Genomic DNA, 13,462 nt, shown 5'->3' with positions numbered 1-13,462 from the left:
GCGTAACCGCCCGGGTGATCCCGAGCCGGTGATTACGGCGGGCGCCGGCCGAGCACCGGCCGGGCGCCGGCCGGAGTCCGGACAATCCGTCGCGAACACCCGCAGATGATTTTCGCCGGATGAACCGTGGGACGACGCCAATTTACCGGTGCGCAAAATTGACGAAATCGACGAGAGTCCAAGTGTGCAATGATCTTGAGCGGGTCGCCGACCGGTGGCCAGCGGGCATCTCGGCGTGGTGCCCCATCCTGGCGAAGACAGGAGCCCTCAGCACATGCCCAAGGAGTCACACACCTCTCCCACCCCGACCGACGACACCACCCGACCGGGGTTGAGCCGCCGGACGCTGCTCGGCAGCGGCGCCGCGATGGCCGGCGCGACGGTCACCACGCTCGTCGTCGCGGACCCCGCAGCCGCCACCCAGGACGAGTCCACAGACCTGCTCAAGTCCCTCCCCTCGGTGCACGACATCCCGCGCCGCCCCAGGATCGTCGACTACGAGATCGCCGAACTGATCGTCCTGTTGCGAGCCCGGCGACTGAGCTCCGTCGAGCTGACCGAGGCGTACCTGGAACGCATCGACCGGTTCAACGGCCCGTTCGAGACCTACGGCGACAACGGCGGATACAACGCCTTCGTCCGCATCGACCGGGCCGGTGCGCTCGCCCAGGCCACCGCCGCCGACAAACTGCTGCGCAAGGGTACGGCAGCAGCACTCTGCGGCATCCCGTTCGGCATCAAGGACTCGATCGGCGTACGCGGACTGGAGGCGAAGAACGGCACCCACGCGTACACCGGCAACCTGGCCCGTCGCGACTCCACGGTGGTGGCCAAGCTGCGGGCGCAGGGCGCGGTCATCATCGGCCACACGATCGCCTCGGCGTTCTCCGGCTCCATCGCCGGCACCTTCGCCGGAAACGCCTGGAACCCGCGCCTCGTCCCCGGCGGATCGAGCCAGGGCTCCGGCGTCGCCCCGATCGCCCGCTTGGCGGCGGCGGCCATCGGCGAGGAAACCGGCGGCTCGATCATCATGCCGGCCGCCGCCAACGGAGCCAGCGCCATCAAACCCTCGCTCGGCCTCGTCTCGACGGCCGGCGTGATGCCGCTCTCCCCCGGCTACGACGTGCTCGGGCCGATCACCCGCTCGGTCCGGGACGCCTCCCTCGTGCTCAGCGCGATCCTCGGCCCCGACCCCGCACCCGACCCGCTGACCCTGGCCGCCCCACACCCGTTCCCGGCGCTCCCGGTAACCGCCCGGCGGGGCAGGTCACCGCTGGCCGGGGTGACCATCGGGGTGCCGCAGACCGACTGGATGACCCGGGGCGGGACCGGAGTGCCGCCGGCCGACACGTACGACCCCGACCACCGGGCGGCCCTCGAACGGTTCAGAACCGAACTGGTCCGACTCGGGGCCACGGTCAAGGACTTCCCCGGCCTGGACGTCACCGTGCCGGAGAACGATCCTTACTTCCGCACCTCGGACCGGTTGCCGGTGCCGGTGGGCAGCCCCATCACACCCGCCACGGCGGTACTCGGCCCCAACCGGTACGAGATCCGCTACTGGCAGGCGGTCGAGGCGTTCGCCGAGTCGCACCCGGAGAACGCCGAGGCGCTGCGCCGGCAGTTCGGGGACTTCGCCGCCAACACCGCCATCGCGGGAACGGTCCCGACCTCCGTACGCGACGAGGGCGAACGCCGCCGCCGCACCCTCCAGGCCAACTACCAGCGGGCACTGGACGCCGCCGGGGTCGACTTCATGCTGGTGCTGCCGATCGGCGCACGGATCGGACCCCGGTCGGGCGGCACCCAGTTGCCCAACTACCGCACCTTCTACCAACTCCCGAACGCGCTGGCCTGGCCGATGGTGTCGTTCCCGATCGGCTACGACAGCACCGAGGGACTGCCGATCAACGCCGCCTTCTGGGGACCACGGTTCTCCGAGCCGGCCCTGGTCCAGGCCGCCATCGACTACCAGGACCGGCATCCCACGCACCACCGGGCGGCACCACCGGACCCGACCTTCACCGGCGAACGTGCGCGTGAGCTGACCCCGGCCGAACAGGTCGTGCCGCCGGAACTGTCGAACGACCCGTTGGTGGCGGAGAGGGCGTGGGCATGACGACCGGGCCGTACCTGACCGTCGAGTGGCAACCGTTGCTCAACCCCGGCTTCCCGCTGCGCCAGCCGGACGACGAGCCGGAGCCCGTCCTCACCGTCGAGTGGGGACCGAAGCTCGGCACCAGCTACTACCCGTACGGCGACGACCTCCCCGAGGAGCCGCCAGCCCACTGACCCGACACTCCGTACGAGATGGCGGCCCGGTCCCGGCGGTGACGGGACCGGGCCGTCGCCGGCCACCTCCCCGACTTGGGTGAGATTCGCGTCACGGACGGACGGCGCACTTCTGACCGATCCTCTGACCCAACATGGCGAACCTGATTGGCGCGACGCCACTCGAGAACGCCACCCTCGCTCGGGCCGGGACGACGCCCGGCATCAGTTCGGTCTGACGCCGTTGCGGCGGTCGAAGACAAACGCCGACTCGTGCAGCTATCCGGGAGGCGACCTGTGTTCGTGTCGCCACAGCCTCGCGAGCCCTGCCCGTCGCCCGCGTCCAGGCTGGGGCGACCCAACAGCGCGTCGCGGGAGCCCAACAACGCATCGCGGGCACCCAACAACGCGCCGCCAGTACCCGACAGCCGCGGGCTGTTGAGTCGCTGTTGGGTACGGATCGTGGTCTTCGGCAGTGCGCATCGGGTAGTTGATGAGGTCGGTCTCCGGGGGTACCAGCGTGGCGGAGTCCGAGCGTGCGGCCGACGTCGACGGCGTCCAGCGGCGGCGATGGGCCGGTGTGGGTGTTGTTGCACGCTACGCCGGACCAGGCGCCGCCGATCGCGGCTTGAATCGGCCTGTCGGATGGTTCGGCGGAATCCACACCGTGCTGGTCAGTGCACGGCCGTCCCAGCGGTACTCCACGGCGATGTGGGACCTGGTCGCCGCTTAGCCGGCGCCGCCAACCGGGTCGCAGGACCTCGACGAGGGTGGGCTCAGAACCTGATGGTGCTGACGGGGCCGAGCGGCAGCCGCGTGACGTCCGGCGACACGACCAGGGTGGCCACGAGCAGAAACACCTCAACAGATCACAACGTAACCCAACAGCTACACGTTGCGTCGGGCGTGGTTGGCTCCAACGAAGCACTCGTTGATAGGCAACAGCATGACGGTCACGAGATCCAACGCAGCGCTGAGGCGGCAGAACGCTTCGCCGCGACAGGGAAACTGTTGAGGGACGCACAGAGCGGGGTGCCGTCACGTGGTGGTCGCTAGTGCTGTGACCACGAACGTTGGCCGGGTCTGGTGACACGCCGGACCGGGTTTATGGGGTGACAGAACGCTGACGCGGCCATCAAGGTCGGATGTCTTGATTTGCCGCGACGCGGGCGTTGCCGCCGACGTGACACCACGCTGCGGGTAGCTCCCGGGGCTGGCTGGGCGTCCACTCGTGCGAGAGCGATCTATTCGACCGTCGAGGTCACGTTGTTGCGGCGGTGGTGTCGGCGTGGTCAGGTCAGGTCCGGCCACCTGCCGGGACCGTTCGTCGGGTCGGCGAGGTAAGTTTCGTTCGACATCGCGTCACCGGTTTCTCGTCTGGCCGCCAGTTGGCTCGCGATCATGCTCGGGCCCAGATCGTGCGCGATGTGCTGTGGGTTACGAACCAGCGATCCGCCGACGCCTAGCTCTCGCGGGGGCGGCGGTGTGCCCTCTCGTGCCGCACGGTACAGCGAGCTGATCCACTCGGCCCGTGCGGTCAACTCCGCAACCGGATGCCCACCGCCATACAACGCGGCATAGACGTCCAGGTCCAGCGCGATCGCCTCGGCCTCCCAATCAGCGGCCTGGTCGCTCCGGGCACCAGCAGCGCGATACGCGGCAGCCGAACGGGCCTGCGAGGCCAGTCCCCACATGCCCGCGGTCACCTCCGCGAATGGTTCGTCGTCCGGATCGAGGGCGTACGCCCGTGGGGCGGACATCACGGGAAAGCCGAACGCGTGTAACAGTTCGAAAATCTGATCGTGCTGCGAGAGATACGGGCCGTCTGAATCACCCTGCCGGGTATGCCGGTATCGCAGCGCACGGCTCAACCGTGCGGCGGACACCAGCAAGCCGACAGCGGCAGCCCAGTCGATGATGCGAGCTTCAAGATCGTCCAGAGTGTCGCCGGCCAACACGGCCGGCCGGTGGCGCATCCCACAGTCCACGTCACCGGCGTCCGGGAGATGCCCCGACCAGGTGGCCAGACCGGCAGCCGCGCCGTGAATCTGGGCGCAGATGTCCGCCACGTACGCGCCGAACACCGGAGCCTTCCACCAGCGGGCCGCCTCACCGACAGCCCGTTCCAGATCCGGCGGGTCGTCCCAGCCCGACGTCTCCACCACCTGCCAGCCGTCCCCGAGTTCGCGCAACCGCCGGTGCCGAAACCCGATGGACTCGATGTGCGGCAACCCGGTCATGACCACATCGGCCCGAGTCATCAGGATGGTGCCGTAGTAGCTCACGGCGGACCAGGGTAACAAACATGATCATCTGCACTCAGGCCGAACGCCAACGCCGGCAGCACGATTTTTGACGAACAGCGGCGACCCACGGCTCAGAGCCTTATCCGGCGATCATGCCCAATCCCGAGGAGGCAACCTCCGGATCTGCCGCTGAGCAGGCGCGGCGCCGGGCTGCGCGCGGGTCACGGAGCGTGGCCGCGAACGGACGCCAGCGCGGCGCCGGATCATGTCGATAAAAGCACGCCCGATCCTGGTGGGTCGAGCGGCTGCACGCTGGCTGTTGGCGTCGATGCATCGCGGAGCCCGCGGGGTCGAGACTCCGTCGCTGGTGCTGTCCGGGTTGATGGAGACGTCGACACCGAGCAAGGTATAGACGCGCTATAGGCCTCGCACCATGCATGATACGTGGACGACCCGATCTGATCGTCACCGCGCCCGATCAAATAGTTAGGTTTGAGGCTCGAAGTAGAGGCCCAGTTCGTACCGCTCGTCGGTCTCAAGGTGCCAGTCTTCCTTGTAGCGGATGGCCTCGATGACGTACCGGCCATCGTTGGAGTTGCACCACTGAGCTGCCTGAGCGAACAAGGCACCGGGTGTAGCCGCGCTGAAGTAGACGACGGAGATGTTTTCAGTTTCGGACATTAGGTCACGATAGCGTCGAGACAAGATCGGCGCTGGCCGCAGGATCTCCGAGGCCTGGTGCGCGGAACTTGCCTGGCGCACCAGCGGGCAATCCGGCCGATCCGCAGCGTCTTCTCATGCCGCCGTCCGTTCCAGCAGCCAGCCAGGATTCGTCACGCCCCGTGGCTGGCCCTCCACGTCGGCCGACGTCCGAAACTGCCGAGATGCGGGTACCAAGTCATTGGTGTCGCCGTCGTCCCGTCCGCTTCAAGGTCCCCGGCAAGGCATGGGCGTGGTTGCCATGCGCTCATACCGTGATCGACGACGAGATGCGGGAGCAGGTCTTGGACCGATTCATCGAAGCGCTGGCGGCGCAGGCCGAAGTGGCCGAGGGGCGCATGCTCGCGCCAGGAGCAGTCGCGGCGTTGGCCGACTTGGCTAGGGCCGAAGCCCGTTTGATCTTCGGTGCCGCAGGCCATCGTGTTCACCACGACGCGGAGACTGAACCGATCGCAAGGCTCATCAAACTCATATCGGACGCGTAAGGGTCTGCAGCCGAAGGAGACCCCGTCATTCGAGCGGGCGATGAGGTTCAGTCATGAACTCCTGCCGAATGAGGTGCGCAGCGGTGTACCCGGGTGGGACGACGTTACCCTGTCGGCCGCTATATCGGAGACAACGAGACGGTCGACGTGCAAGCAGAGCCGGCAATGAAGTATGCCATTGAGACAGTCCGGCAGTTGCCGTGAGACCAATCCCAGTTGAGCGCGATGCTCCGTGGGCGCCCGGATCCCGCCGAGTTCCGAACGCCTCAAACGCCCTGACCCCTTCCGACTTCGGGAAGAGGTCCGAACCACGACACGAGCCGGACAGTGACCGCTTCCGGGTTTGAATCCTTGCTGCGGTAACTCACTTATCTAGAATCGAAATAACGGTACCCCCGCTCGCCAATCTCATCCGCAGCATCCTGGCCGACTTCAGCCTCAAGCGCGTCGAATACGATGTTGCGAGCCCTTGCCAACCGACTCCGCACATTGCGATCGTTGAAATACTGAAGCAACAAGTCTGCTCCCGCACCCTCGAAAGCAATCCGCGAATAAATCTGATCGAAGGTCGAAACGAACTCGTTCAAATCGGTCGCAATATCAGTTGCATCGCTAATACCAATCCGGCATTCTGGACCAATTATCATCGCACCACCCGAATATTCGATACGAAAAGGTCGCCATCTGCAACCCATTCAGTGATACCCATCATTGAATTATACCGACTAGACACGCGACTAGCCGGCACATCAAATTCAAGCACCTTCCGGCCACGACCGGTCCGGATACCCAGAGTAGCTTCAGCATCACGAGGGCTCATCGGGCGACCCTTAGCAGGCACCAAGAAGACCTTGTTCTGATCACTCGCTCGAATCACGGAACTCTCCACAATACCAGCAGCACCCTTCGAATTAGTATAATGCCGCATCCGGACCGTCGCCTCAGAGGCAACTGAAGCCGCCTCGTCTATCGGGCAGTTGTGGACCAGGACCGGAGTCTCGCCGACGACCACGTAGTACGTATGAAACTGATCGACGGTGAGGTCGCGCATCTGGCGCGAGGAGGTAAAGTTGTGCACTTCGGCGATGGTTGCGGTTTGCCCGTTTTGGGCGCGTAAGAGGTGGCCGGTGCGCAGCTTGCTCGCGTCGGTCCACTCGCTGGTCGTCGCGTCCCAAAAGGGGTGATGGGTGGTGGTGTGCAGCGTGGTCGCCACACCAGCGACGACGATCGTGAGGTCCGTCAGCTCGGTGTCGTTGTTGTTATGTAGAGCGGTGACTGGTTGGGCGGTGGTGGTGCCGGTGGTGGGGTCGGTTGCGGTGACCTGGTCGCCGATCTGAACGTCCTTGATCGGCTTGGTGGTGCCGTCGGCGAGGAGGACTGGTGTGTCTGGGTCGAAGCTGTGGGCTTTGCTGCATGCCCTACCGACTCGACCGAGTGCTGCGCCTGCTCCAGCGAATGCGGCGCCGATCGCGGCCCCCTCAAGCGCACTGACAAGGATATCTCCGGTCGAACCGCCTTCGAGTGCGCTGGTCGTGGCGTTGCCGGCGGCTCCGGCTAGGGCGGCGCATCCGATTGCTCCCGCTCCGCCCGTGGCTAGGGTGCAGCCGACTTCAACAGCCAGTCCGACGACTATTCCGGTCAGTACGGGGTGTTCTTGAGCGAAGTGCATGGTGCTGTTGAATGCGTGGCTGTACCAACTGCTGTCGCTCTTGGCCTTGGTTTTGCGGGCGGGCGCTTCTTCGCCTGGTTGCCGTACGTGTTGCACCGGTCGGTCCCAGTGGTTGTAGCCGACCTTGTTGTTGCTCCATCCGCCAAAGCTCTTCGCCTCGTCCGACCCTGACGCCGCTTTGACCGCGTTGTCGCAAGAGTCGTAGACGCTTCCGCTTCCGCATTCCGGGCGCAACCCTGTGGGGTCGCTCATGGTGACGGGGCTGTTGTTGGCGTATGTGTAGCCGTTCCACTGCTGTGGGTCGGTCAAATCCTGGACCGGATCGACACTGACGAACCGGCCGATCGTCGCGTCGTACTCCCGGGCACCGACATGGACAAGCCCGATGTCGGCGTTGACCGGCTTGTTCAGGAACCCACGGTTGTCGGGATACGTGCCGACAGCACCCCGGGGTGCACCGTACGGAGTCTGTTGCCGCCAGGTGGGGATTTGGGCGGTCGAGTCGAGGTAGAGACTCGGGGAGCCCTGCTGGTCGCTGATGGCGAAGGAGAAGTTGGCGCCACCGCCGGTGCGGATGGCGGTGCCGCCACCCGGCAGTGGGTAGTAGCGGGTGCCCGTGACAGCGGTGGCACCGTTGCGGAGTTCGAGTTGCTCGTTTGGCAGGTACAGGATGGTGCTTGATGGATTCTTTTCGAGGAGGAGGTTGCCGTCGGCGTCGTAGACCAGGTCGCTGTTGCCGGCGGTGCCGCCGGTGACGGCGGTGAGTTTGCCCGCCTCGTTCCAGGTGAGTGTTTGGTTGCCCTGGCCGGCGTTACGGGTGGTCATGTTGCCGGCGGTGTCGTACCCGTAGGTGGTGGTGCCGGCAGGGTTGGCCGTGGTCGAGGTCAGGGCGTGCGGCTGCGCGGTGCTGTACTGGTAGTTCGTGGTGGTGTCGGCGCTGCCGGTCAGGTTGTGTTCGACCTGTTGGGTGCGGTTGCCGATCGGGTTGAGCTGCCAGCTCGTCCAGTAGGCGCTGCCCGAGCCGATGTTGTTTCCGACCATGGTGTGGTTCGTGGTGGTCGGGGTGGTGGCGCAGTTGTCGGTGGCGGTCCAGGCGGAGGTGAGTCGGGCGAGGCCGTCGTAGCCGTAGCACTGGGTTTCCGACGGGGTTGCGGCGGACAGCCGGGTGCTGGTCTTGCGAAGGATGTTTCCGGCCAGGTCATAGCTGTAGGTCTGTTTGTCGGTGTCCTTGGGTGTGGCGGTGCCGCGGTTGACGAGCTGGTCGGTGAGTCGGCCGTTGTGCGGGTCGTAGATGTAGGTGACCGATGCCTGGTTGGTCGAGTTGCCTAGGACCTGCTGGGTGACGCGGCCGTAGGCGTCGTAGAGGATGTTGAGGGCGTAGCTACCCGTGCCGGCGACTGCGCTGACCACGTCGAAGAGACCGGTGGTGGCGTAGTTGATCGTTTCGCTCGGCAGACCTCCGTGGGACGTGAGGACGTCCTTGGTGTGCAGGCCCGTCATGCTGGCGTACTTGTGGGCGTAGGTGTAACTGCCGGCGAGGAGTGGCCCGGCGAGGGTCGCGGGGATCGTGACCGTCTCGCTGAGCGACTTGCCGAAGACGTTGAAGTCGTTGTACTGGACCTTGTAGGCGGCACCGTTGACGTAGGAGGTGCTGGTGGTGAGGTGCCCGATCGGGTATTTCATCGTGGGCACGGCGTTGTCGGAGTTGTCGTACACCCAGGAAGCGACCCGGTTGGCGGTCGACTGCGCCTCGACGGTGGCGGCGTAGCTGCCGGTCTTCCGGTTGAGCGGATCGTAGGTGTACGACAGGGTCTTGTTCCGCCCGTCGGTGCTCTGGATCAGGTTGCCGTTGTCGTCGTAGCGCATGCTGCTGGTGCCGGCGTCCGGGTCCGATTTCGCGACGACCTGGCCGAGCAGGTTGTACGTCGAGGTCCAGGTGTTCGAAGCGGTGTCGGTGACGGTTGTCTGGTTGCCACGGGCGTCGTAGCCGTAGCTGGTGTCGACGGCGGTGCCGTCGGTGACGGTGAAGACGCCGGTAAACATGTTCGACGGAATGTTGACCGTCGGCGGAGTCGTGTATTCGAGGAGGTGACTGGTGCGTCCGAGCGGATCGAGGACGCTGGTCTTCGTGACACCGCCGGTTGGCGGAACGACGGTGGTCCGGTCACCGTTGTAGACGGTGGTCGTGCTGGAGACGGCCAGGCCGTCCTTCGCGGCGGTGACGACGACCGCCCGCCCAAGGCCGTCGTACGTGTTCCAGGTCTGGTCCGCGACCTGGGTATGTAGGTCGGCCGCGCTGACCGGAGTCGACACCGCCGGCAGGGACCGGCTGTCCCACCAACTGTTGTAGGTGCGGGTGACCCAGCCTCGGCTGTCGTAGAACGAGTCGGTGATCATCCGGCCACCGTTCGGCGTCATCGACTGAACCTGCCGGGAACGCAGCATCGCGTCGTAGATGGCGACCGATGTCCGGTAGAACGCCCCCTCACTCATCGTCTTGGTGGTGGTGGCGGTCACTCCGGTCTTCGACACCTGGTAGTCGAAGGTGTAGTTCGCTGGAAGACTCGTTGCCCGCGAGTCGGTCCAGACAGCCTTGTTCCGCCCGAGCGCGTCGTACTGCTGGGTGGTGACGACCCCGTTCGGGTCGGTCGCGGTGAGGGTCAGACCCCGGGTCGTTTCCAGGGTGGTGGACGAGGTCTGGTTCAGCGGGTTCGTGATGCTGACGCCGGTGGTCAGCCCGACCGCGTTCACCGCGTACGAGGAGCTTGTCTTGTTGCCGTTGGCGTCGTAGGCGACGGTCGGACGCCCGTAGCTGTCGTAGAGGCCGGCGCGGCTGGTGGTCTGCCACACGTACGCACCTGCGGTGTAGTCCGTGGCCGTACGGGTCATCGTCGCGTCGCCCGTGCTCGGCACCGTCGACTGGGGCCAGGTGCTGGACCAGTCCTGGTCGTCGTAGTACGTGCGGACAGCTTTGACGACCTGGGACGGGCGGGACACCGTGGCCGGGGCGGTCAGGGTGTTGACGCTTCCCGGCACCGAGGCCGGGGAGCCCTGGGTGAAGCCGCCGCAGGCCACCGCGACGGTTTCGGCCTCGGCGGGCAGGCCGACGAGGTTCTTTGTCACGTTCGCCGGGGCGTAGGTGTTGGTGGTGCACTGGTCGTAGGCCGGGTCGGCCGGAACCGTGTGGACGTAGGTGCGTTGCAGCAGCCCGAACGAGGTGCTGGTGGTGGCGGTGTCGTAGCTGTTGTCGGTTTGGGTGACCCGCCAGGTCGTCGCCCCGGTGCCGGTGACGGCCTGCCGGTTGTACGTCAACACCGGCGCGACGACGTTCGCGGTCAGAGCCGGTAGCCCGGTGCGGGTGCGGGTGGCGCTTGCCGCGGACACCCAGTACGACGTGATGGTGGAACTGTCGACCGGACCACCGTCACCGAGGTAGGACGTCGACTCCAGCAGCATGCCGGACAGTTCGTCGGCGTCGTCGTGCTTGCCGCCCTGGGAGTCGGTGATGCTCACCGCCGCGCCGCCGTTGTTGCGCGACATGCCACGGTAGTAGGTGGCCTCGGACAACGTACGCGGGTCGTTGACCCCGTCACCGTTCCTGGTCTGCACCTTCGCGTAGCCGCGGAACTGCCCGTACGTCCGGTTCTTGGCCTTGACGAGTTCGTTGTCGTCGAAGTGCCACGCCGCCCCGCCGGTGTAGCTGTAGCTGGTCGCGGTCGCCGCGGCGCCCCCGGTGGGGTCGGTCGAGGTCACCTTGGTGACGGCCCACTTGTTGAACCAGTCCTTGATCGGGTCGGCAAAGCCGTCGGGGGTCCAGTAGACCGGGTAGCAGGAGGAGGTGTTGGTGGCAGGGTCGAGCGTCGACGTGTTGCCGCAGGGGTTCGGCTGCGAGTAGGTGACGCTGATCACCGAGCCGGTTTCGGTGGTAACGGCTCCAATCCGGCGGCGGTAGAAGACGGGCAGACCGTCGTTCGGGCTGGTCCGGTTCTCCAACTTCGTGTCGGTGAACGAGACGGACGGGAGCGTGATCGACTCGGTCGAGCCGTCGGCCTTGACGGTCGACCCGGTGCGGGTGATCGAGTCCAGCCAGAGCGTCGGAGAGGTTCCGTCACCGGTCTCCGGGAACCTGTGCGCGAGGACGTAGGTGTCGACCGGCACGTACTTCGACAGGGCGGTAGACCACTGCTGGGTGCTGATCGACTTCAGCCGGACGGTCGAGAAGTGCGACGGGCTCCACGGCATGCAGGTGGTGCCGGCCGCGCAGACCAGGTCGTACGGCACGTCGGGCCAGTTCGCCTTGGTGCTGTCGCTCAACGGTGCGCAGGTGCCCGACAGGCACCGGTTGTCCGTGTTGAAGAGGACCTGGTTCGGGACGGTGCCGTAGGCGCCGCCGTCGCGGAAGCCGTAGTCGATCCGCGCCAGGTAGCTGTCGCGGGTGTACGCGACGTTGCTCGCGCCCTTGTTGCGGCCGTAGAAGTTGGTGTCCTGCTTGTAGTAGTAGGCCATCGCGTTGCCGCGGATGTCCTTGACGTAGTCCAGGTTCCACCGGTAGGCCATGGTGCAGACCGACGAGGCAAAGCCAGCAGCGTTGTAGCACGGGTCGCCCGAGTGCGGCGAGTAGACCGGTTGCACGTCGACCGAGTTCGTCGTCGGCTTCCCCGAAGACCAGCCTGGTACCTGGTTGCGGCCGAACTCGTAGCTGGTACCGTCGCGCAGCGTCACCCGCCAGTAGTCGGTGTTGTACGTGCCGGTGCCGTTGTTCGAGCCGGTGACGTGGGTGATCACCTCACCCTTGTCGCTCTCGGCCTTCCACACCTTTTTGCCCTCGTCCCAGATCAGGGACGACGACGAGCCGTTGAGCGACAGGGTCAGGATCGGTCCGTCGTAGCACTGGTCCGGGGTGGATACCGGTGAGGCGCTGCCGCCTGGGTTGTCCGAGCACGACACGAACGACTGCTCGATGTACGACTTCGGGGTGGACCAGCCGTCACCGACCCAGGACGACTGGGCCTGGGTTGAGGCGGTCTGCCCGTCGACGCTGCTGGAGTCGTAGTTCAGCGACACCGACGGGATCAGGGGCGACGATGTCGTCGGGACGGTCATCGGGTACGAGTAGGTGAACGATCCGGTGTTGGTCCCGGCTGTCCAGGATCCCGAGGGCATCAGGTCGGTGGCCGCGTACGTGCCCGCCTTGCCGCCGTCGGTGGAGGCGGCGGCGACGGCCGCGAGGACCATCGGCGCCGTTCCGGTGAGCTTCACCCGCGCCGACACGCTCTGGCTGGCGGCGTCGTTTGTCGACGGGAGCGGTGTCGCCTGCCGGCAGGCGGGCAGGGCCGGAGTCGTCGTGGCGCAGGCGGGTAGGGCGACCAGTCGCAGCCGCAGGCCGTAGTTGCCGCCGTACGCCTGCGCGAACGAGGAGTAGTCGATTCCGACGGTGGCCTCGCCCTGAACAGCGGCGCCGGCAGTTCTCGCGGCGGTGGCACCGGTGGCACCGGTGCCCGCCACCGTCAGGAGCACGCCCGCGACGCCCGCGGCCTGTGCTGCTGTGTGGTCGAGGACCCGAACGTCGAGCGCGGGCGGACCGGAGTAGTGGCCCTTGCCGTCGGCTACCGCTTGCGCCCATACCGGCGAGCCCTCGGCGCCTACCTTCCGCAACTGAGCGCCGCTGGCGGCGGTGGTTGGTGTGCCCAAGGTGAGCGAGCTCGTACGAGCCGCCGGCCAGGTGGTGTGCGCTGGGGCGTACGGCTTGGACCGCTCCGCCTGTGGCGCGAAGTGCGTCGGTAGCGGCTTCACCCCGCGCACGGACCGGACCACGGGTGTGGCCGGCGGCGGTGTGGGCTTGGCGCTCACGTTCGCTGCCGAGGCGGGGGTGACCGCCACCGCGCTACCCAGCATCGTCACGGTCACGGCGGCGGCGAGTACGCGCCGAATCCGTGCCCCACGCGACAGCACCGCGTGTCGTCTCATCGCACCCTCACCCCGTCAAACTCGAGGAACCAACCGACCCGTACGGAGTCCATCCGCCGCAGGCCGGGCGCCACTGTCCCATGATCAAACCGCCGGACACGATC

At 66.4% G+C, this 13,462-nt stretch carries 7 protein-coding genes; 3 read left to right on the top strand and 4 right to left on the bottom strand.

The window, feature by feature from the left end; translation table 11 throughout:
• The first annotated feature begins 274 nt into the window (after positions 1-274).
• Entirely contained in the window at positions 275-2,119 is a 1,845-nt protein-coding gene (locus ACI2K4_RS01450) for an amidase (protein WP_404507880.1), read from the top strand.
• Positions 2,110-2,292 (top strand): hypothetical protein, encoded by a 183-nt coding sequence (locus tag ACI2K4_RS01445; RefSeq protein WP_404507879.1) that lies wholly within the window; start codon positions 2,110-2,112, stop codon positions 2,290-2,292. Before ACI2K4_RS01450 ends, ACI2K4_RS01445 begins: the two co-directional genes overlap by 10 nt.
• A gap of 1,271 nt (positions 2,293-3,563) precedes the next feature.
• On the opposite strand, the gene ACI2K4_RS01440 is transcribed toward ACI2K4_RS01445, so the two are convergent.
• Positions 3,564-4,556 carry a hypothetical protein gene (locus tag ACI2K4_RS01440; RefSeq protein ID WP_404507877.1) on the bottom strand — a complete coding sequence of 331 codons (993 nt, stop codon included), beginning with the start codon at positions 4,554-4,556 and terminating at the stop codon, positions 3,564-3,566.
• Positions 4,557-5,003: 447 nt separating this feature from the next.
• Positions 5,004-5,198 (bottom strand): hypothetical protein, encoded by a 195-nt coding sequence (locus ACI2K4_RS01435; RefSeq protein ID WP_404507876.1) that lies wholly within the window; start codon positions 5,196-5,198, stop codon positions 5,004-5,006.
• Between the two features lie 293 nt (positions 5,199-5,491).
• Between ACI2K4_RS01435 and ACI2K4_RS01430 the strand changes: the two genes are divergently transcribed.
• Complete coding sequence (locus ACI2K4_RS01430) at positions 5,492-5,722, top strand: hypothetical protein (RefSeq protein ID WP_404507875.1); 231 nt, start codon at positions 5,492-5,494, stop codon at positions 5,720-5,722.
• Between the two features lie 368 nt (positions 5,723-6,090).
• On the opposite strand, the gene ACI2K4_RS01425 is transcribed toward ACI2K4_RS01430, so the two are convergent.
• The gene (locus ACI2K4_RS01425) at positions 6,091-6,369 is read right to left on the bottom strand and encodes a hypothetical protein (RefSeq protein WP_404507874.1); all 279 of its coding nucleotides are present in this window, start codon (positions 6,367-6,369) and stop codon (positions 6,091-6,093) included.
• A complete protein-coding gene (locus ACI2K4_RS01420; protein WP_404507873.1) occupies positions 6,366-13,358 on the bottom strand; it encodes a polymorphic toxin-type HINT domain-containing protein in 6,993 nt (2,330 codons plus the stop codon). Before ACI2K4_RS01420 ends, ACI2K4_RS01425 begins: the two co-directional genes overlap by 4 nt.
• Positions 13,359-13,462 lie beyond the last annotated feature (104 nt).

The sequence above is a fragment of the Micromonospora sp. NPDC050397 genome (genome assembly GCF_044901685.1).
Classification (GTDB): Bacteria; Actinomycetota; Actinomycetes; order Mycobacteriales; family Micromonosporaceae; genus Micromonospora_G.
This window is presented reverse-complemented; position numbering and strand designations above follow the sequence as displayed.